General features: G+C 70.7%; 14 protein-coding genes and 1 pseudogene. 4 read left to right on the top strand and 11 right to left on the bottom strand.

What is annotated here, in order from left to right; genetic code table 11:
- The first annotated feature begins 30 nt into the window (after nt 1–30).
- The gene (locus ACFYWY_RS07940; protein ID WP_389181356.1) at nt 31–552 is read left to right on the top strand and encodes a GNAT family N-acetyltransferase; all 522 of its coding nucleotides are present in this window, start codon (nt 31–33) and stop codon (nt 550–552) included.
- On the opposite strand, the gene ACFYWY_RS07945 is transcribed toward ACFYWY_RS07940, so the two are convergent.
- The 7 genes and pseudogenes from ACFYWY_RS07945 to ACFYWY_RS07975 all read right to left on the bottom strand — a co-directional run bounded on the left by ACFYWY_RS07945 (nt 539) and on the right by ACFYWY_RS07975 (nt 9,399).
- Complete coding sequence (locus tag ACFYWY_RS07945; RefSeq protein ID WP_389181557.1) at nt 539–2,923, bottom strand: hypothetical protein; 2,385 nt, start codon at nt 2,921–2,923, stop codon at nt 539–541. The two genes, ACFYWY_RS07940 and ACFYWY_RS07945, sit on opposite strands and share 14 nt — an antisense overlap.
- A 102-nt stretch (nt 2,924–3,025) precedes the next feature.
- Nucleotides 3,026–3,094 (bottom strand): annotated as a pseudogene (locus ACFYWY_RS07950) (zinc-ribbon domain-containing protein); the annotation flags it as partial.
- 330 nt (nt 3,095–3,424) lie between these two features.
- Nucleotides 3,425–4,336, bottom strand: a complete 912-nt coding sequence (locus ACFYWY_RS07955; RefSeq protein WP_389181359.1) for a glutaminase — start codon at nt 4,334–4,336, stop codon at nt 3,425–3,427.
- Nucleotides 4,337–4,346: 10 nt separating this feature from the next.
- Nucleotides 4,347–5,042 (bottom strand): demethylmenaquinone methyltransferase, encoded by a 696-nt coding sequence (locus ACFYWY_RS07960; protein ID WP_389181361.1) that lies wholly within the window; start codon nt 5,040–5,042, stop codon nt 4,347–4,349.
- Nucleotides 5,043–5,435: 393 nt separating this feature from the next.
- Nucleotides 5,436–6,179 carry a hypothetical protein gene (locus ACFYWY_RS07965; RefSeq protein WP_389181364.1) on the bottom strand — a complete coding sequence of 248 codons (744 nt, stop codon included), beginning with the start codon at nt 6,177–6,179 and terminating at the stop codon, nt 5,436–5,438.
- Between the two features lie 18 nt (nt 6,180–6,197).
- Nucleotides 6,198–7,397, bottom strand: coding sequence for a cyclic dehypoxanthinyl futalosine synthase (gene mqnC / locus ACFYWY_RS07970; protein WP_389181367.1), 1,200 nt, complete (start codon nt 7,395–7,397; stop codon nt 6,198–6,200).
- A gap of 256 nt (nt 7,398–7,653) precedes the next feature.
- Nucleotides 7,654–9,399: a protein kinase gene (locus ACFYWY_RS07975; protein ID WP_389181370.1), complete on the bottom strand. Its 1,746-nt coding sequence runs from the start codon at nt 9,397–9,399 to the stop codon at nt 7,654–7,656.
- A gap of 278 nt (nt 9,400–9,677) precedes the next feature.
- On the opposite strand from ACFYWY_RS07975, the gene ACFYWY_RS07980 reads away from it, so the two are divergent.
- Nucleotides 9,678–10,730 carry an alpha/beta hydrolase gene (locus ACFYWY_RS07980; protein WP_389181374.1) on the top strand — a complete coding sequence of 351 codons (1,053 nt, stop codon included), beginning with the start codon at nt 9,678–9,680 and terminating at the stop codon, nt 10,728–10,730.
- Between the two features lie 16 nt (nt 10,731–10,746).
- Here ACFYWY_RS07980 and ACFYWY_RS07985 read toward each other — a convergent pair whose 3' ends face one another.
- Nucleotides 10,747–11,625: a menaquinone biosynthetic enzyme MqnA/MqnD family protein gene (locus tag ACFYWY_RS07985; protein WP_389181377.1), complete on the bottom strand. Its 879-nt coding sequence runs from the start codon at nt 11,623–11,625 to the stop codon at nt 10,747–10,749.
- Between the two features lie 346 nt (nt 11,626–11,971).
- Here ACFYWY_RS07985 and ACFYWY_RS07990 point away from each other — a divergent pair, with 346 nt between their 5' ends.
- Together ACFYWY_RS07990 and ACFYWY_RS07995 are read left to right on the top strand one after the other, a co-directional pair.
- Nucleotides 11,972–12,175 (top strand): cold-shock protein, encoded by a 204-nt coding sequence (locus tag ACFYWY_RS07990; protein WP_003967102.1) that lies wholly within the window; start codon nt 11,972–11,974, stop codon nt 12,173–12,175.
- Between the two features lie 564 nt (nt 12,176–12,739).
- Complete coding sequence (locus tag ACFYWY_RS07995; protein WP_389181380.1) at nt 12,740–13,144, top strand: DUF1992 domain-containing protein; 405 nt, start codon at nt 12,740–12,742, stop codon at nt 13,142–13,144.
- A 64-nt stretch (nt 13,145–13,208) separates the two neighbouring features.
- Here ACFYWY_RS07995 and ACFYWY_RS08000 read toward each other — a convergent pair whose 3' ends face one another.
- The 3 genes from ACFYWY_RS08000 to ACFYWY_RS08010 form a co-directional block, all read right to left on the bottom strand.
- The gene (locus ACFYWY_RS08000; RefSeq protein ID WP_389181383.1) at nt 13,209–14,606 is read right to left on the bottom strand and encodes a DUF222 domain-containing protein; all 1,398 of its coding nucleotides are present in this window, start codon (nt 14,604–14,606) and stop codon (nt 13,209–13,211) included.
- Nucleotides 14,607–15,203: 597 nt separating this feature from the next.
- Entirely contained in the window at nt 15,204–16,511 is a 1,308-nt protein-coding gene (locus ACFYWY_RS08005) for a M1 family metallopeptidase (RefSeq protein WP_389181386.1), read from the bottom strand.
- A 169-nt stretch (nt 16,512–16,680) separates the two neighbouring features.
- On the bottom strand, nt 16,681–20,679 hold the full coding sequence (locus ACFYWY_RS08010; RefSeq protein ID WP_389181388.1) for a Pls/PosA family non-ribosomal peptide synthetase: 3,999 nt from the start codon (nt 20,677–20,679) through the stop codon (nt 16,681–16,683).
- Nucleotides 20,680–21,074 lie beyond the last annotated feature (395 nt).

Here is a 21,074-nt window from a genome sequence, read left to right on the forward strand (position 1 = left end):
ACTGATCCACAAACTGAAGGGTTCCCTCCTATGAGCAGCAGCCCGCTCCCCGCCGTACAGCTGCGCGTGCCCACCGATGAGGACGCCCTGGCCTGGCACCGGATCTTCAACGACCCGGACGTCATGGAGTTCCACGGCGGGAAGTCGGCCGAGCTGTCGGTCTACGAGGAGCTGACCGCCCGGCAGCGCAGACACGACGCCGAACGCGGCTTCTGCTTCTGGACCATGCTCGACGAGGACGGCGAAGTCATCGGCTTCACCGGGGCACAGCCCTGGCCGCATGAGGGCTTCGGCCCGGTCGGCGAGATCGAGATCGGGTGGCGGCTGGCGCGGTCCGCGTGGGGCAAGGGATACGCGACGGCCGCCGCCCGCACCACTCTGGAGCGGGTGCGGGCGGCGGGCGTCGAGCGGGTGGTGGCGATGGTGAACGCCCGCAACGAGCGCTCGATCGCGGTGATCCGGCGGCTGGGGATGGAGCTGGCCGAGACGTTCACGACGCCGGTGTCCCAGCAGAAGGGGTACTGCTTCCGGCTGGAGCTCAGTTCGTTTTGAAGGTGTTGAGCGCGGTGGAGAACACCACATCCCTGTTCGCGTCCCAGAGGTCGGCACGCCCCGCGGCGAGGATCGCGTACTCCGTGCCGTCCGCGGCCACGAACGCCTGGTCGATGACGTGCCGCCGCACGCTGCCCTCGTCCGGCTCGGGGATGTGGGTGAACTCCCAGAGCGCGCCCGGCCGTCCCTGGTACGTGTTCTGCGCCAGCTGAGCGCGCTGGTAGTCGGTCTCGGGGGTCTCCAGGTGTTTCTTCTCCAGCCCGAGGAAGTTCTCGTACGAGGTCATGGGGGTGTTCTTGACGATCCCGATCTGGATGTACGAACCGCCCGTCGGGGCCTCGTAGAAGATCTGGCTGCCCGCCTGCCGGCGCTTCCAGCCGTCCATCACGCCGACGGTGAACCCGGCGGGGTCCCGCTTCAGCACAAAGCCGGCGGGGAGCGCCGGGGCGCCCGGGGACGGGGGCTGGGAGGGGGCGGTGGACGGGGCGGCGGACGCGGAAGCTGAGGCGGAGGGCGAGGCAGCGGACGAGGCAGATGGCGAGGCGGATGGCGAGGCGGCCGCCGACGGGTCCTGCTTGGGGGAGGGCGACTGCGAGGCGGCGGGAGGCTTGTTCTGTGCCTGGTCGGACTCGTCGTTGTTCTTCTTGAGGAGCAGCGCCCCGGCCGTCGCGCCGCCGCCGATGACGAACGCGGCGGTGAGGGTGGCCGTCCAGACAAGGACCTTGCGCTTGCGCTCGGCCGCGGCCGCAGTGGCTGCCGTGGCGGCTGGATCGTGAGCAACACCCGGCGCGGCGGCGAGGTGCACGGTGTGGGGGTCAGCCACATAGGGAGTGGCAGGAGCCGTGGCGGGCGCAGCCGGAGTGGGGGGAGCCGCCGGAGTAGCGGGCGCAGCCGGAGTGGCGGGCGCAGCCGGAGTCACCGGGGCGGCCGGCGGGGCCGCTGCGGGGCCGTACGCCGACAGAGGCGGGACCGGCCCAAGCGGTGGGACCGGCAGGACGGGCGGAACTGCCGCCTGCTGCCCCACCATCCGCAGCACATACGGGCCCAGGAACGTCGCCGCCCCCACCCACAGCAACCCGAACAGCAGCGCGTCCGGAACGCTCGGCGCGAACTCCGAGGTGCCCTGACCGCCCCAGTCCGCGAGGCCGCCCGCAAGTTCGGCCGAGACCCCGCTGACGCCCGTGAACAGCAGCACGAGCCCCAGCGAGAAGCCACCGGCCAGCAGCTGCTCGCGGCGGTCCGCCGAGCGGCGCGCCGCCCAGACGCCGAGCGTGAGCGCGCAGACCACACCGAGGGCCAGCGCCCCGGCGACCGCCCCGCCGCCCCACACATCGTTGATCTCCGGGAGTCCGAAGCTGCCATGCTCCGTGCTGGATCCGATCGTGCTGTACCGGCCCTGGACGTCGTACTCCACCGGCACGCCCCAGCTCAGCCCGAGCACCGCGAAGCCGATGTTGGGCAGGATCGGCAGGGCGACCAGCAGGGCCGAGGCGTCCGCCTCGTCCGCATTGGCGTAGGCGTAGGCGTACGCGAAGAAGCCGACCAGCGAGCAGAGCGCCAGCACCGCGCCGAGCGCGCGCAACGACGTCCCAAGCGCGCGTACCGTCGAGCGGGCCGCGGGCCGCTGCGACAGCCACACCGCGAGGTCGTCGCGCTGCAGCACCCCGCAGGTCACCGCGAGCGAGATCGCCAGGGCGCCGAGCGCCGCGAGCAGCGGGGACGAGGAGACCGCCACACCCACGACCTCAGGCTGCGCGAACAGGCCGAGCACCAGCACCACACCGGTGACCAGCAGCGAGAGCCGTACGGCGGCTTCCAGCCCGGCCCCTCGCGTACGCAGCATCCGTGCGCCCAGGTACAGCGCGCCGATCCACAGCAGCGTCACCGTCAGCGGCACCAGGGAGAGCGAGGCCGCGCCCATCGCGTCAATGCCCGGGTCGCCGTAGTCCGAGGGCCCCCCACCCGAGGTGCCGGGGAATCCTCCGCCGTCGCCGAAGATCCCGCCCGAGGAATCGGAGTCGGAGCCGGAACCCGAACTGGAGCCGGAGCCGGAGTCGGAGCCAGAGCCGGAACCCGAATCCGAACCCGAATCCGAACCCGGGCCGAATGGCGACGAGCCGCCCGCCGCCTTCACCTCGAAGCCGCCTCCGACCCCTTGCAGCAGCATTGCGAGCGCGATCCGCAGCCGGTCGCTCCAGCCGACGACGACCTCCTCGTCCTGCCCGTACGAGGGGATGGCGAGCGCCACCGCCAGCGCCAGCAGCAGTCCGGTCGGCCAGGCCGCGGCCTTCGCCGATGCCAGCCAGTCTCCGCGGAACACCCGCCCGAAGAAGGCCCCGACGGGCGAGGGCTGGGCGGGCTGCCCAGCCACAGGAGCGGGCGGAGCCGGAAGCATCGGGGGTGCGGCCGGAAGCATCGCGGGCGGAGCCGGAAGCATCGCGGGTGGGGCCGAAGTGTCCGGCAGCCTCTCCCGTCCGCACTTGATGCAGAAGCGAGCCTCATCCGGAGATGGATTGCCACAGTGCGGGCAGTACGACGCCATGGGGAGACTCCGAGGTGACCAGTGGGGACGGACGGGGAGATAAGAAAGTCGTAAACAATTGACTCATCTTCCCCGCCCACCGGTTCCCGTCGACGTCCGGCTCAGTTGGGCCGATTCAGGCCAGATTCAAGGCAGTTCACGAAACTTCACGGACCTTCACGGCAGCAGTCTCGGCCGCCGCCTCCCCTACACCCTCGGTGCCGCGTCCCAACTGGCCGAATTAACCCCGGAGAAGGGCACCGGCGGTCCTCCCCATGTGGTCGGCGGCCCTGCCCGCGGCCGGGAGTGCGCTGACGGCGCCAACCGGGGCCTTCGCACCAGCCCCTCGGGCTAGAACACCGAAAGCCCGGTCAGCGTCGTGAAGCGGTCCAACGCCGCCACTCCCGCGACCGAGTTGCCGCGCGCGTCCAGGCCCGGGCTCCAGACGCACAAGGTGCAGCGCCCCGGCACCACCGCGACGATCCCGCCGCCCACGCCGCTCTTGCCCGGCAGTCCGACCCGGTAGGCGAACTCACCGGCCGCGTCGTACGTACCGCAGGTGAGCATCACGGCGTTGATCTCCTTGGCCTCGCTGCGGGTCAGCAGGCGGGAATCGTCGACGCGCAGCCCGTGGCGGGCCAGGAAGCGGGCCGCCAGGGTCAGATCGGCGCAGCTCATCTCGATCGAGCACTGCCAGAAGTAGTGGTCGAGGAGGGTCGGGACGGGGTTGACGATATTGCCGTACGAGGCCATGAAGTGGGCCAGGGCGGCATTGCGGTCGCCGTACGCGGACTCCGACTCGGCGACGTCCGGGTCGAAGGCCAGGTCCGGGTTGCCGCTCTCCTGCCGCAGGAAGTCCAGCAGTTCGCTGCTCGCGTCGCCGGTCAGGGTCTGCAGGATGTCGGTGACGACGAGTGCGCCCGCGTTGATGAAGGGATTGCGCGGAATCCCGTTCTCGTACTCCAACTGCACCAGCGAGTTGAAGGGGTTGCCGGACGGCTCACGGCCGACGCGCTCCCAGAGGCTGTCGTCGCCGTGGGCCATGGCCAGCGCGAGGGCGAAGAGCTTGGTGATCGACTGGGTGGAGAAGGGGTGCTGCCAGTCCCCCACTCCGTACACCTGGCCGTCCACGTCGGCGATGGCCATGCCGAAGCGGCGCGGGTCGACGGCGGCGAGTGCCGGGATGTACTCGGCGGGGCTGCCGCTGCCGATCTGCGGTGCGACGTCCTCCGCGATCCGTTCCAGGACCGCCTGGTAGTCCATGGCGGCGCGGTTACCGCGGCTTGGTGCCGCGGTGCAGCGCCACGATCCCGCCGGTCAGATTCCGCCACGCGACCTTGGACCAGCCGGCCTGCTGGAGCCGCTGCGCCAGCCCCGCCTGGCCGGGCCATGCGCGGATCGACTCGGCGAGATAGACGTACGCGTCCGGGTTCGACGAGACCGCCCGCGCCACCGGCGGCAGCGCCCGCATCAGATACTCCGTGTAGACCGTACGGAACGGCGCCCAGGTCGGCTGCGAGAACTCGCAGATCACGACCCGCCCGCCCGGCTTCGTGACCCGGTACAGCTCGCGCAGCGCCGCGTCCGTGTCGTGCACATTGCGCAGCCCGAACGAGATCGTCACGGCGTCGAAGACACCGTCACGGAACGGCAGCTTCGTCGCGTCGCCCGCGGTGAGCGGCAGCCACGGGTTGCGCTTCTTGCCCTCGCGCAGCATGCCGAGGGAGAAGTCGCAGGGGACGACGTACGCGCCGGTGGCGGTGAACGGCAGCGAGGACGTGCCCGTGCCCGCGGCCAGGTCCAGGATCTTCTGCGCCGGGCGGGCGTCCACCGCCTTGGCGACCTCCTTGCGCCACCGCCGGTCCTGGCCGAGCGAGAGCACGTCGTTGGTGAGGTCGTAGTTCGCCGCCACGTCGTCGAACATCGAGGCGACTTCGTGCGGCTGCTTGTCCAGGGTTGCTCGGGTCACGCACCCCATTCAAGCAGCACGTTCAAGCGGCACCGCGCCCGGCAGGGCTCACGGCGGCAGGGGTCGGCCCCCGCCACCTCCCCGCGGCATCCTGACGGCGTACGCGAAGGGCCCGAGGCCGGCCACGATGATCACGCCGAACACGCTGAACACGCCGAGCGGATCACGCTGCCGCTGCCGCTGCCGACGTCGCTGCCGCAGCTGCTGCCTTGTCCGACGTGCCCGCCGACGTCGCCGCCGCGGCTGCCGCCTTGTCCGACGTCCCCGTCGGCGTGGCTACCGTGGCCGCCGCGTGGCCCGCTCGACCCGCTGCCGGCACCAGGGCGGCAGCTGCAGACGCCGCCGCACCGCGCAACCCACAGGCTCCTCCCGCCACTTCGGCGGGCGGCACCCCTACGCGCGCCGGTACACCAGGCGTCCACCGAGCACGGTGGCGACGCAGGTCCCCGCGCCGTGCAGCCGCAGCATCCGCGCCAGAACGTCGTCGACCGGGGCGTCTTCGACCCGGGCATCTTCGACCGGTACGTCGTCGACCGGGGCATCCTCGACCGGTCCGTCATCGACCGACACGTCAAAGACCGGCACGTCGAAGACCGCGAAGTCCGCGGGCCCGCCGACCGTGAGGCTCCGGTCGAGCAGGGCGTTCAGCGGGTAGGCCTTGAACGGGTCGAGCGTGAGCGCCTCGCGCTCGGCACCACCCCCCGGTTCGCGTACATCGCGTACATGCAGCCCCGACCGTGCCACCGCTGTCCGCACCGCGGGCCGAGTGAACGGGCCGCAGACCGCGGTCACCCCATGCCGCAGCAACCGCTGCAACCCGCGCCGCGCGCTCGCGCCCCAGCGAGCCTCGTCCATCTCCAGCGCCGCCAGCGCCTCGCCGGTCAGCGGCTCGGTGCCGAGCTGATCAGCCTCGCGCGGGTCGGGGTGGTAGGCCGCCTCAAGCAGCGCGGCGGCCTGCGGGTGCCGCAGGCCCGGAGTCAGCAGTCCGGGCCAGCGCCGCACCCGCGCCTGCGGGCGGGTGGCAGCCATCTCCTCGTACGTGCCCATCGCGATGATCAGTCCGGCGTCCACGGCAACCGCGTGGACCCCCCGGCGGCCGCCCGCAAAGACGCCGTCCGCCACATGGATGGTCTGCAACTGGGCCTCGTGCCGCTCTTAGTTGGAGGTGAGCAGCTTCAGCTCGGGGTGGGCCGTACCGCCCTTGATCGCCGTGGAAGAGAAGTGCGAGACGACGCGCTCGTCGACCGGGTCGTCCGCAGGGTCGTCGTGCACGACGATGTGCTCGTACGTCGTCGTCCGCTGCGCCGGAACCCGGCCCGACTTACGGATCAGGTCGATGATCTCCAGCCGGTTCGACCGGTGCTTCGCGCCCGCCGAGGAGACGACGTTCTCCTCCAGCATGATCGAACCCAGGTCGTCCGCGCCGTAGTGCAGCGACAACTGGCCGACCTCCTTGCCCGTGGTCAGCCACGAGCCCTGGATGTGGGCGACGTTGTCGAGGAAGAGGCGCGCGATGGCGATCATGCGCAGGTACTCGAAGAGCGTCGCCTGCGTGCGCCCCTTGAGGTGGTTGTTCTCGGGCTGGTACGTGTACGGGATGAAGGCCCGGAAGCCGCCCGTCCGGTCCTGCACGTCGCGGATCATCCGCAGGTGCTCGATCCGCTCGGCATTGGTCTCGCCGGTGCCCATCAGCATGGTCGACGTCGACTCGACGCCCAGCCGATGCGCGGCCTCCATGATCTCCAGCCACCGCTCGCCGGACTCCTTGAGCGGCGCGATCGCCTTGCGCGGCCGCTCGGGCAGCAGCTCGGCGCCGGCGCCCGCGAACGAGTCGAGTCCGGCGCCGTGGATCCGGGAGATCGCCTCCTCGACCGACACCTTGGAGATACGGGCCATGTGCTCGACCTCAGAGGCGCCGAGGGAGTGGATCACCAGCTCCGGGTAGGCCGTCTTGATCGCCGAGAAGTGCTCCTCGTAGTACTCGACGCCGTAGTCCGGGTGGTGTCCGCCCTGGAACATGATCTGGGTGCCACCCAGCTCGACCGTCTCGGCGCAGCGCCGCAGGATGTCGTCGAGGTCGCGCGTCCAGCCCTTGGCGGTGTCCTTGGGCGGGGCGTAGAAGGCGCAGAACTTGCAGGCGGTGACGCACACGTTGGTGTAGTTGATGTTGCGCTCGATGATGTACGTCGCGATGTGCTCCGTACCCGCGTAACGCCGCTTGCGTACGGCGTCCGCCGCCACGCCGAGGGCGTGCAGCGGTGCGAAGCGGTAGAGGTCGAGCGCCTCTTCGGGCGTGATCCGCCCACCCTCGGCAGCACGGTCCAGCGCGGACTGAAGGTCGGCCTTCTCGGTCACCGGGTGTCACCTTTCGGCGGTGGTTCAGAGCATCAGCGGGCCGATCCAGCCTACGCCAGGGGTTGTGGCGACCTGCGGGCACGGTCGGCATGGCGTCGGCTCAGTGTCAGTGTCAGCACAGCGTCAGCACGGGTTCAGTGTCAGTGTCGGCATGGTGTCAGTGTCAGCACAGCGTCGCCATGGATTCTTCGCGGGCTTCTGGGCCATGGGCGCTGGGCCACGTACTGGCCCGTCCGTGCCGCGCCACGGCGGCGATTCACCTCGACTTCTCCAGCAGGGCACGCGGGTTGCCCGCCCGTGGGTCCTCGGAGGTGTACTCCAGGCGGGCCCCGGTGAGCCGCAGCTTCACCGTGTGCGTGCCCGCCGTGCAGGCGCTGCCTTCCTTGCCGCTGGACTTGCCCTCGGCAACCAGTTCCGTACTGGTCGCGCTACGCAGTACGAGGTTGTCCTCGCAGGCGAAGCCCCCCAGGGCGTCGAACTGGTTGACCGTGCCGACCTTCGCGCCCGCCTTCCCGGAGCCGATGACGATCGTGAAGGTCCCGGCGTTGATCTTGCTGCCCGCGAATTCGACCTGGAAGGGGCCCTTCCAGGTGCCGATGAAGCTTTTCCGGACCGCGTTCGCCTCCCCCGCGGGTTCACTCGAAGCGCCGCCCGACATCGACGGGCTGTCCGACACCGACGGGCTCTTGGTCTTCGGCGGTCCGGCCGCCGTGCTGTCGCCCTTGTCGTTTCCGCGCGGGAACAAGTCGAACAGCGCTGCCCCGCCCACCGTCACCGCCGCCAGCGCACCGGCCACCGCCAGGGCCACCGTGCAGCTCACCTTCCGGCCCCGGCGCTCGCCGGGCGCCCCGGTCCCGGTCGGTATGGAGTCGGCCGTCATCGAGACGGAGAGCCGCCCGTTGGGCCTGTGTTGGCCCGGCAGCGAGGCATCCCGGGGCGGCTCCACCGGCGGCCCGAACGCCCCGACCGCGGCGCTGCTGAACGCCACGGGCCCCGACGCAACCGGGTCCGACGCAACCGGCCCTGACGCAACGGGCCCCGACGCCACCGGCCCTGACGCCACCGGTTCCGAGGCCACCGGCCCCGACGCCACCGGGTCCGCCTGCGACGGCTCCAGATCCAGCAGGCTGACCGCCGACCGGCTGACCTGCTCGACCAGCGGGCCCGGCAGCCAACCCGCCCCCACCAGCGCGGCCGCCCCACCAGGGGCCAGCCTGTTCGCGATGTCGGCGGGCGCGGGCCGCGCGGCCGGGTCCTTGGCGAGGCAGTCCTCGACCAGCTCGCGCAAGTCGCCCTCCAGGGAACCCAGTTCGGGCTCCCCATGCACCACCTTGTAGAGCAGCGCGGCCGAGGAGTCGCCTGGGAAGGGCGCCGCCCCCATCGCCGCGTACGCCAGCACCGCGCCCAGCGAGAAGACATCGGCGGCGCCCGTGACGCCCTTGCCGAGGATCTGCTCCGGCGACATATAGCCCGGCGAGCCGACCGAGACCCCGGTGGAGGTGAGGGAGGCGGTGCCGTCTGTTGCCCGGGCGATCCCGAAGTCGATCAGCCGCGGCCCGTCCAGGGTCAGCAGCACATTGGACGGCTTCACATCCCGGTGCACCAGCTCGAGACCGTGCACGGCCGCCAGCGCCTCCGCGAGGCCGGCGCCGAGCACCCGTACCGAATACGTGGGCAGGAGACCGTGGTCGGCGACCGCCTTGGACAGTGCGGGACCGGCCACATACCCGGTGGCCACCCAGGGCACCGGCGCCTCCGGGTCGGCGTCCAGCACCGGCGCCGTCCACTTCCCGCCGACCCGCCGCGCCGCCTCCACCTCACGCCGGAACCGCGCCCGGAACTCCTCGTCGAGCGCGAAATGCGGATGGACCACCTTCACCGCGACCGTGCGACCGCCGGCGCTGCGCCCGAGATAGACGCGGCCCATCCCGCCCGCCCCGAGCCTGCCGAGCAGCCGGTACGACCCGATGCTCTGCGGCTCGCCCGGATCCAGCGGCTGCATCTGCACTCCCCCGATTGCCTGTTGCCCTGCGTTGCGTCGCGGTGCCTCGCGTCGCGGGGCGTCGCACCTGCTGCGCTTCAGCCTAGGGCCCGGCGTGTTCGGCATCACGAGGATTCCCGCCGCCCCGGAGCGAACCTAACCGGGCGTTCCGCCATCTCCCTGGACGTAAATCACACGGCTTGTCCGAAAACCGCCTGTGCCGCAATGCCTGCGCCGCACCACGTGTGCGGCCATGCCTGCGCAGCGGCACCTGGGCCAGAACCCCTCGGAGTCCCTGCATGCAACGCCTGCCCAAGGCCCTCATAGCCGCCGTCGCCCTCGGCTCTGTCGCGCTCGTCGCCGGCTGCTCGGACGAGGGCGACCCGGTCTCCTTCGACGGGCCCACCGCAAACGCCCCCGCCGCCGAGCAGTCGGGCGGCGGCTCGGGCGGCGGCACGACCGACAAGGCGGCCGCGGAAGCCGCGGCGAAGACACTGATGCCGACCGGCCCGAAGGCCGCGTTCACCACCCAGAACACTCTCGGCGACGGCACCAAGATCGGCGTCACCACGCTGGACGGCAAGAAGTCCGGCTTCCAGGGCAAGGTGTGGGTCTGGGCTCCGGAGGAGTACTTCGACCCCAAGTACGCGAACAGCGGGTTCCCCGTGCTGATCGCCCTCCCCGGCGGCAACGGCTACCCCAAGAACTACTGGATGGGCACCGACCTCAAGCTGCAGAGCAGCATCAGCAAGTGGTCGAAGGAGGGCAAGAGCCTGCCGTTCATTGTGGTCATGCCGGTGCTGAACCCGGACGCCAAGTACTACTACGACGGCAGCGACATACCGGGCCGGCCGAAGATGGGCACCTGGATGACCGAGGACGTCCCCGACTTCGTGAAGGCCAACTTCCGTACGTTCAAGTCCCGTGACGGCTGGGCCTTCATGGGCTCCTCCTCGGGTGCCTTCGTCGGTCTGAAGTCCGTGCTGAAGCACCCCGACAAGTTCAAGGCCGTGATCGCCTCGGGCCCGGACACCGTGCCGGACTCGCCGCTCTGGTCGGGCCACGAGGCGCAGCGGCAGGCCAATAATCCGGAGAAACTCGCCAAGGCCCTGTCCGCCAAGCCCGACACCAAGGACAACGACGTCTATCTGGCCTTCCAGATCGGCACCAAGGAGTCCGGGATGAAGAGCCTCAAGGATTTCATCCGTGACTACGGCAAGGGCCCCGTCAAGACCCGCCTCCAGGTCATTCAGGACGGCGAACACAACGCCAAGACCTATGTGAAGGGCATGGGGGATGGAACCATCCAGTGGATCAGCGAGCACATGCAGGCGCCCATTCCCGCGTCCTGACCCCGCCTCGTCACGACTACCGGCCGCCGAGCAGCTCCACCGTCACATCAGCCGGGAACCCGGTCGTCGGACCCGTCCGACGCGCGAATTCCCGTACGCCCGCGAGCTGCTCGGCCCCGAAACGGAAGTCCAGCGTCGTGAAGTAGCGCTCAAGGAGTTCCGCGTCGAAGGTCTCCCAGCGCGCCGCCTGCTCGGCCACTTTGGCGACCTCCTCCAGGGAGACGTCCCTGGATGCGAGGAAGGCCTCGTGCACCTTCTGTACGACGAGGGGCTCGCGCGCCAGATAGTCCTTGCGCGCAGCCCACACCGCGAAGACGAACGGCAGCCCGGTCCACTCCTTCCACATCAGCCCCAGATCGTGGACGTGGAGGCCGAGCTTCGGCGCGTCGTGCAGCGAGGCCCGCAGCGCGGCGTCGCCGATCAGCACGGCCGCGTCCGCCTCCTGCATCATCAGGCCGAGGTCGGGCGGGCACGTGTAGTAGTCGGGCGTCACCTTGTACTGCTCGGCCAGCAGCAGCTGAGCCAGGCGTACCGACGTACGCGACGTGGAGCCGAGCGCCACCCGCGCCCCGTCGAGCCGCTCCAGCGGCACCTGGGACACGATCACGCAGGACATGACGGGCCCGTCGCAGCCGACCGCGAGGTCGGGGAAGGCGACGAGTTGGTCGGCGTTGCGCAGGAATTCGACGAGGGTGATCGGCGCGATGTCGAGGGCGCCGCGAACCAGCTGCTCGCTGAGCTTCTCCGGGGTGTCCTTTGTCAGCTCAAGATCGAGGAGAGTTCCGGTACGCGCCAGCCCCCAGTACAAGGGGAGACAGTTCAGGAACTGGATGTGGCCGACGCGAGGTCGGCTGCGACGGTGGCCGGTTGCTGTGCTTTCACCAAGACTGTCCACATCGCGAGGCTAGACCTGTGGCGTACGGCCGGGGGCGCCGGGGGCGGCCGTACACACGCCCGCACCCACGCCCGTACCCACGCCCCGTCCCGAGCTGCGATTCGTCCACGATTCGTCCGCGATTCGCCGGCCAATCGTCAGCGGATCAAGGCCCCATCAAACGTCCGGGTGAAGTGATCTTTCCCTCTACCGCTGCGCACACGCTGCGTGCTAGGCTCAACGCAAGTTGCAGTTTGGTTTCCCTTGCAGTACAGAGCCTGCGGAGCATGTAACCCGCAGGCTTTTGTAGTTTTCAGACTTCTTGCAGGTTCTGGAGCAGGGCAACCCTTTGGCCCAAGGAGGGCTTATGGCTACCGGAACCGTCAAGTGGTTCAACGCTGAAAAGGGCTTCGGCTTCATCGCCCAGGACGGCGGCGGCCCGGATGTCTTCGTCCACTACTCCGCGATCAACGCGTCTGGTTTCCGCTCTCTCGAGGAGAACCAGGTCGTGAACTTCGACGTCACCCAGGGCCCGAAGGGCCCGCAGGCGGAGAACGTCACCCCGGCCTAGTCAGCCACGGGTCGGCGATCGCGAACGACTTAGCAGTACCAAGGAGCCCCGTTCTGTTTGGATCGGGGCTCCTGCCTTTCTGGCTTTCTGGCTCTCCGGACTTTTCTCTCTCCCCCAGCCATCAGGCCATCACCGCGTGCGACACATGCCGCGACCGTCCGATGGCGAGCGTGATGATCAAGCCCTCAGGCGGCCGTGACGCTGAGATGTCCGTCCGTGTCCAGGGGACCCAACACCGCGCCCTGTGGTTGAGCGATATCAACCCGCCCGGCACTTCTCGCCCGCGGTTGCGCCCGCGCTTCTAGCCCGCGGTTACGTACGCCGGCTCCAGTTCGGGCGGCAGCATGCGGTACACCGCCAGGAGCGCGATCCGTACCGCCCCCTCGGAAACGCTCGTGCCCGGCCCTCCGGCGACTCGGCGGCGAGCGCCGCCGCGCCACCGCCCGACTGGACCTGTGTCGAACGGACGGGAGACGGCGGGGCTGGGGCTGGCGCCCGGACCCGCCCGCAGCGACGATTGGGGACAGAGGTGTGGAAGCAGCAGGAGGGGCGGGAGGACCAGTCGTGACGGAACGCAAGCCGCCGGGCGTCAGCTTCGAGTCTTGGGTCGACAAGCAGATCCGCGAGGCGTCGGAGCGTGGGGACTTCAAGGACCTTCCGGGCTTCGGAAAGCCACTGCCCGACCTTGATCGAACGTACGACGACCTGTGGTGGGTCAAGCAGAAGATGCACCGCGAGCACCTCTCCTACCTGCCGCCCACGCTTGCCCTCCGCAAGGAGGCCGAGGACGCCCTGGAGGCCGCCCGGCGGGCGCCGTCCGCTGCCGAAGTGCGGCGGATCCTGGCGGAGGTCAACGAGAAGATCGCCGCGGCGATCCGCCGCCCTCCGCCGGGTCCCCCGCTGGGGCTCCAGCCCTTCGACGTCGACGCTGTCGTACGCGACTGGCGCTCCGGCCAGCCCGCAGGCTGAGACTCCCACCCCCTGGGGAGGCGGCGGAAGACACTCCGGGGATACGGCGGGGTCAACGGCCGGGCTATACCGCGTACTCGTGGGGTGGGTTCTCATATGCGTGTCCCGTGGGGCTGGTCCATGTGATCACCCCGGTGTCCGGGTCCCTTTCGATCCCCCAGTCCGGGCAGATGGTCTTCATCCGGTGATGGCGCCGGCACAGCGGATGCAGGTTCTCCGGTACGGTCTGGCCGCCCGCCTCCGGATCGTCGTGGTTGAACGGCTCCCGGTGGTCGAGGTCGCAGCGGTGGGCGGGCATGCGGCAGGAGGGAAAGGTGCAGTAGCCATCGCGGGCGATCACATGGCGCTCGGTCTCGGCGGTGGGTTTGTACGTGGCGGGGTCGGTCTTGATCAGCAGCCCCGTCTTCGGCGCGACGATCAGCCGCCGCCAGATCGTGCCCTCGGCGAAAGCGATCTTCCTTGCCTGGGAGGCGGTGATCGGGCCGTAGCCCTTGAGGTCCGCCGGGCCCTCTTCGTTACCGATGAGGACATCGAGCGGAACGGTCACCTGCACCACGGCCGCCTGTCGGCCTTGGCCGCCCTCTGCCTGTCCCTGGCCCCGACTCTGGCCCTGCCCCCGGCTCTGGCCCTCACCTCGGCCGCTCTGACCCTGCGATGAACCGGCCTCCGCCACTCGGCCGTTGACCACCAGATCGAAGAGGGCGTCCACCCGCTTCTGCTCCAGGGTGCGGGCCATGTCGGTGTACGTCGCGGCATGCGCGTCCACAGCCTGGGTCATCCTGGCCGCCTGCTCGGCAGGAAGGATCGCGCCGAACAGCGCCATGCCGTCGTCCTGCGGGCTGTGCACCATCTCCCGCTGCCGCTTGCGTACTTCGTGCCGGCGCTCCGCGCCCTCCGGGTCCGCCTTCACAATCTGGCGGCCGACTGCCCTTCGGGTCTGCCCGGCCGCCAGCGACGGGAGCTTGGGCAGCATCGTCGCCTCCACTTCCGCGGCCACCTCGGCAGGCAGCACGAGGCAGGTCTCCGCCATGATCCTCGCCTGCTGATACGAGATGTCCCCACGCTCCAGCAGGCCCAGCGTGGCGGGATAGCGGTTGCCCAGATCCGTGGCGATCACGAGCCGGTCCTGTGCGGTGGAGTTGGCCAGTTTCAGGGCGCAGGCCACTTCCTCCGCGGTGAAGTCCCGCCCTTCGTCCCGACCGGTACCGGCACCCAACCCCGCCATGATGTGGATCTGTTGGGCCTGGATCCACGAGGCGTGCCGCTCCAGGGCACGCAGCGCGTCGATCTTTCCCGTGCGGGACAGCTTCGCCGGATCGAGGACGTCGAGCAGGCCGGCGGTCTGCGCGCTGGGCGCGGTCTGGGCGAGTAACGCTGCCCATTCGTCGGGCGTACCGGGCGGCTCTGACCCGCCGCCGAGCATCTCCTCCCGCAGCCCGGGCGGGCGCTGCGATGCGGGCATGCCCGGCGGTTCCGGCCCACGCTTCGATTGATGCGGATCCTGGGGCTCAGGCGGGTCCCGCGGCTCAGGCGGATCCTGCGGCTCAGGCGAGCCCTGCGGCTCAGGCGGGTCCCGCGGCTCAGGCGAGCCCTGCGGCTCAGGCGGATCCTGCGGCTCAGGCGAGCCCTGCGGCTCAGGCGGATCCTGCGGGTCAGGCACCCCTGGCACGCCCGGCGCTTCCGGCAGTCCCCGCCATTCCGGCAGGTCCTCCAGCGCCAACGGCCCCTCCGGTCGCGGTGGTTCCAGCACAAGCGACGCCTGCCCTACATGCGGCCCCCGCGGCGACCGCGCCACGCCGTCCCGCACATCCCGCACGTCCTGCACATCCCGCACGTCCCGCACCTGCGATACCTGGGTCTCCATCCACTCTCACCCCCGTGAAGGAAACTCAACATCCGCCTCCCCACAGCGGGTTGATACCCCATTCTTCCTCACCCTCCGTAATCCCAGCAGGCCCAGAGCCCAACACCATCACTTCGAGTGAATGTTCGACTCGCCAGGAACTCCGCACCCACCCCGCCTCACCTCCACCCCACCGGGGCAGCGCCCTCCCCGACGTCAGTGGCGCGGTTGCGGCAGAGCCGGCAGCTTCGCGTCGTACAACCACATCGTGAACAGCCCGTCGAGCGGATGCGTGGAGTGCCGCTGCGCGAGCGCGATGAACTCCTCGGTGGTCACCACCCCGTGCCGGTGGCTCGCGGTCCACTCCCGCAGCAGCCTCACGAACGCCGCGTGCCCGATCACCGTACGCAGCGCGTGCAGCGTGAGCCCGCCCCGCTCGTAGAGCCGGTCGTCGAACAGCCGCCGCATGCCCGGGTCGCCGATCCGGATGTCCTGGCGCAACAGGGCCAGTTTGGCCCTGGACTTGGCGGCCAGCGCGGCCGCCGAAGGGCCGCCCGACACCTCGGACCAGAGCCACTCGGCGTACTTCGCGAAGCCCTCGTTGAGCCATATGTGCCGCCAGTCGGCGACGGTCAGGCTGTTGCCGAACCACTGGTGGGCCAGCTCGTGCGCGACCAGGCGTTCGCTGCCGCGCCGCCCGTCCACATGATTGGCCCCGAAGATCGAAAGGCCCTGCGCCTCGACAGGCACGTCCAGTTCCTCGTCCACCACCACGACCGCGTAGTCGTCGAAGGGGTAGGGGCCGAAGAGGTCCGTGAAGGCGGTCATCATCTGCGGCTGCCGGGCGAAGTCGTGCTCGAAACGGCTGAGCAGCCGCCGGGGTACGGCGGCCGGCTGCGGCACCTTCCCGGCCTGCTGCACCTCGACGAGCTCGTACGGGCCGATCTGGACGGTCGCGAGATAACTGGCCATGGGCGCCGAGTGCTCGTACACCCACGTCGTGGTGGAGGCGCTGATCGTACGAGAGGTGAGGGTGCCGTTGGCGACCACCGTGTACGGGGACGGCGTGGTCACCGCGATCCGGTATGCGGCCTTGTCGCTGGGGCGGTCGTTGCACGGGAACCAGGAGCGGGCGCCGCTCGGCTGGGAGGCCACCAGCGCGCCCTCCTCCAGCTGTTCCCAGCCGAGGTCGCCCCAGTCACGGGTGCGGACGGGCTGCGGGACGCCGGTGTAACGCACCTCGACGGTGAAGGCCGCCCCGGCGCGCAACGGCCGGGCGGGCCGTACCCGAAGCTTGTCGGCGCGGTGCGTGTACCGGGCCGGGCGGGCGCCGTCCACGAGTACGCGGTTGATACGGAACGGGCCGAGGTCCAGAACGACCTCGGCCAGCTCGCGTTCGGCGACGGCGCTGATCCTGGCCCGGCCGGAGAGCCGGCCGGCGTACGGACGGTAGTCCAGCTCCAGGTCGTACTCCGTCGTCCGGTAGCCGCTGTCACCGTGCTGCGGCAGGTACGAATCCGTCACCCTTGTGCGCCCTCTGTGTCTTTCTCGTCGTGCGACTTCCGTGCCGCGTTCTCACTCGTCGTGCAGCTTCCGTGCCGTGCTCATCGTGCGACTTCCGTGGCGCGGCCTCACTCGTCGTGCAGCTTCCGTGCCGTGCCCATCGTGCGGCGTCACGCCATGCCGCGCCCCTTCACCCCGCGTCCGTGCCCCGCTCGTCGCGTTGCCAGGCCGCGATCGGGTTCCCCAGCCAGCGGGTCCCCGCCGGCACCTTCTCCCCTCGCATCACCAGCGACGCCGGTCCGACCGCCGCCCGCTCGCCGATGACCGCGCCGGGCAGCGCGATGCCGTGCGGGCCCAGCGTCGCGCCCGCTTCGAGGACGACATTGTCCATACGCATGATCCGGTCATGGAAGAGGTGCGTCTGCACTACACACCCGCGATTCACGCTCGCCCCGCCGCCGACCGTCACAAGGTCGGCCTCCGGCAGCCAGTACGTCTCGCACCACGCCCCGCGGCCGATGCGGGCGCCGAGCCCCCGCAGCCACAGGTTCATCAGCGGTGTCCCGCTGATGGCGCCGACCAGCCAGGGCACGGCGAGCACCTCGACAAAGGTGTCGGCGAGCTCGTTGCGCCAGACGAAGGACGACCACAGCGGGTGCTCAACGGCCCGGAAACGGCCGACCAGCAGCCACTTCGCCGCGATCGCGACGACGCAGGCCACCAATCCGGCGGCGAGCAGCACCCCACCGCCGCACAGCACCGCGAGGCCGACGCCAATGCGGGAGGCAAGCAGCTCGAAAGCCGCGAGGGCCAGTACGGCGAGTGCCGCGCCGCACATCACCGGAACGATCCGGCAGACCTCGACGGCCGCGCGGGCCCACATCAGCCGTTTCGGCGGGTCGAAGGTACGGCTCTGGTCGCCCTCTTCGGCCGACCGGGGCAGCTTCATCGGGGGCATCCCGAGCCAGGAACTGCCCGCCTTGGCCCGCTTCGGGGTGGCGGACAGTACGCCGACCAGGCCGCGTTTGGGTACGGAACGGCCCGCGGCCGTCATCCCGGAATTACCGAGGAAGGCCCGCTTGCCGATCCGTGCCTCGGCGATCCGCAGCCAGCCGCCGCCGAGTTCGTACGAGGCGACCATCGTGTCGTCGGCGAGGAACGCCCCCTCGCCGACCGTCGTCATCGCGGGCAGCGCCAGCACGGTCGACGCCTCGACCCGGCGCCCCACCTTCATGCCCAGGGCCCGCAGCCACACGGGCGTGAACAGACTCGCGTACAGCGGGAAGAGGTGCACCCGCGCCATGTCCATCAGCCGCTCGGTCGCCCACGCCTGCCAGGCGACCCTGCCGTGAACGGGGTAGTAGCCCTCTCGCAGGCCGATACTGAGCAGCCGTACGCCGACCAGGACGATCAGCGCGTACGTGACCACTGCGACGACCGTCGCGAGCGGCACGGCGGTCAGGGCGACCGTCAGCGCTTCGCCGATGCCGTTGCGGCCGCGCAGGAACAGGCCGATCACCAGCAGGCCCGGCAGCGAGGCGAGCGCGGGCAGCAGGCCGAGCGCCAGCGAAGTGAGCGAGTAAACCGTCGTCCAACGCCGTCTGCGCGGCGGGCGGCCGTCGGGGAGGTGGCGGTTGGCCTTCCCCTTGCGGGAGGCGGGCACGCCCGACCAGCGCTCGCCGGCCGGAACCGCTCGGGTCACACCGGAACCGGGCGCGATCTGGGCGCGCTTGCCGATACGGGCGCCGGGGAAGAGCGTGCTGCGAGCGCCGACGGTGGCTCCGGCGCCGATCCGTACGGTGCCTATGTGCAGCCGGTCGCCGTCGAGCCAGTGCCCGGACAGGTCCACCTCGGGCTCGACCGCGCAGCCCTTGCCGAGGCGCAGCATCCCGGTCACCGGCGGCAGCGCGTGCAGATCGACGTCGTCGCCGATACGAACGCCGAGCGCCCGTGCGTAGTACGTGAGCCATGCGCCGGCGAGGCTGGTGGCGCCGCTGAGTTCGGCGAGGCGTTCGGCCGTCCACAGCCGCAGATGGACGCCGCCGCCGCGTGGATACGTACCGGGGCGCAGGCCGCGCAGCAGCAGCCGCGCACCGCCCGCCGCGATCACGATCCGCCCGGGCGGGCTGATGATGAGCAGCCAGCCGAGCGCCACCCACCACCACGAGACGGTGGGTGCCCACGCCAGGCCGAGCACGTTCCCCAGGAGATTGCTGACCGCGGCCGCCACCACGCCCCAGCGCAGGCCGGCGACGCCGAGCAGCGGCAGCATGAGCAGCGTCTGCGCGAATCCGGTACGGCGCGGCACCGGCCGCACCTCCCCGGCCTCGGGTCCGCCGCTGGAGGACGCTTCCAGCGTCCGGGCGAGCGCGCCGAGTGTCGGGTTCTGGTAGATGTCGCCGACCGACCCGGCCGCGAACCGCTCCCGGATGCGTGACACGAGCTGAGCGGCGGCCAGGCTGCCGCCGCCGTTCACGAAGAAGTCCGCGTCGGGGCCGGTGACCGGGGTGCCGAGGAGGTCGGCCCACTGCTCGGCCAGCCAGGTTTCTGTGGCGGTGAGTTCGGCGTCCTCGACCGGGGTGTCCATGTTCGGCAGGGGCCAGGGCAGCGCGTCCCGGTCAACCTTGCCGGAAGTACGGGTAGGGAGGGTGTCGACGACTGCGAGCAGCGGCACAAGGGCTGCGGGAAGCTCCTTGCGCAGGCGTTTCAGGCTGTCGGCCTGGTCGAAGCGGTCGCTCTCGACGACATAGCCGACCAGCAGATCGTGTCCGCCCGCCGTGGTGCGAACCGCCGCCGCCGCTCCCGCCACGCCCGGCAATGCCTGCAGCGCAGCGTCGATCTCGCCGAGTTCGATACGACGGCCACCGAGCTTGATCTGCTCGTCCGCGCGGCCGACGAAGAGCAGGCCGTCCGCCTCCGCCTTCACCAGGTCGCCGCTGCGGTAGGCGCGGTCCCAGCCGAGGGCGGGCAGGGGCGCGTACTTCTCGGCGTCCTTCGCCGCGTCCAGATAACGGGCGAGGCCGACGCCGCCGATGACGAGCTCACCGGTCTCGCCCATGGACACGAGGTCGCCCCGGGCGTCCACGACCGCGAGCTCCCAGCCGTCGAGCGGCAGCCCGATCCGTACCGGCCCATCGCCGGTCAGGAGCGCGCCGCAGGCGACGACGGTGGCCTCGGTCGGGCCGTAGGTGTTCCAGACCTCACGCCCCGTGACGGCCATCCGCTCGGCCAGCTCGGGCGGGCAGGCCTCGCCCCCGAAGATCAGCAGCCGTACGTCGTCGAGTGCCTCGGCGGGCCACAGCGCGGCGAGAGTGGGGACCGTCGAGACGACGGTGATGCGCTGCTCGACCAGCCAGGGGCCGAGGTCGAGGCCCGTACGTACGAGGGAGCGGGGCGCGGGCACCAGGCAGGCGCCGTGCCGCCAGGCGAGCCACATCTCCTCGCAGGAGGCGTCGAAGGCGACGGACAGCCCGGCGAGAACGCGGTCGCCGGGGGCGAGGGGCTTCTTCGCCAGGAAAAGGCGGGCCTCGGCGTCTACGAAGGCGGCGGCGCTACGGTGAGTGACGGCGACGCCCTTGGGCTTGCCGGTGGAACCGGAGGTGAAGATGATCCACGCGTCGTCGTCCGGCCCGGGGCGCTTGCCCGCGTCACCCACGCCACCCGCGTCACTCCCGTCACCCGCGCCACCCGTGCCACCCGTGCCACCCGCGCCACCCGCAGGGGCGAAGCACGGCACGTCACCCGCACGGGCACCGCACGGCTCGATCGTCCGCCCGGCGCCTATGACGGCGCTCACCGCGGCCTCGGTGAAGACCAGCTCGGCGCGCTCGTCCGGGTCTTCGGCGTCGACCGGGACGTAGGCGGCGCCCGCCGCGAGTACGGCGAGAATCGACACGTACAGGTCGGCGGTCCCGGACGGTACCCGTACGCCGACGCGATCGCCGACACCGATCCCGGCGGCTGCCAGACGCAGCCGCATCGTCTCGACCTCGGCGAGCAGCTCGCGGTACGTGAGGGGCGCGGCGCCGTCGTCGACGGCTGGCGCGTCCGGGTGACGGCGGGCGGTCTCCTCAAGGATGTCGAGGAGGGTGCGCTCGGGGGCTGCGGCTCCCGCGGTGAAGAGTGCGGGCTCGGGCGCCTCGTCGAGCAGCGGGTCGAGCAGCGTCAGGGTCTCGGCGGCCACGGTCATGCAGCGTCCCGCCGGTCGCCCGATACGGGTTGGATCCGGTGGATGACGGCCCGGTTCGTACGCATCTCTCACTCTCCGTAGGTCGTGTCGAGTGCGCTGCGAATCCCCATTCCGCGCACGGCAAACGGCGAGTTTATCCACCGTTAACCCGACTCGCCTGTTGTGCGCGGCACTGCCCATTCGTTCCCGTCGGCCCGCCCGGACCATGATCGAACGGCATCGCCCCTGATCGGACGGGTGAATGGCGCCACGCTCCGTACGGCGACCCGACCCGGCGCCAACGGCCCGAGTGTGGCGAATGGCACTCGCCGGTCACCCTGTGTTCATGCGGGCGGCCGTACGTTGCGCGCTCTTTGACCGCCGCCCGCAGCAGCTTTGACCGGCGACCCGAAACG

Source organism: Streptomyces sp. NPDC002870, assembly GCF_042888505.1.
GTDB lineage: Bacteria > Actinomycetota > Actinomycetes > Streptomycetales > Streptomycetaceae > Streptomyces.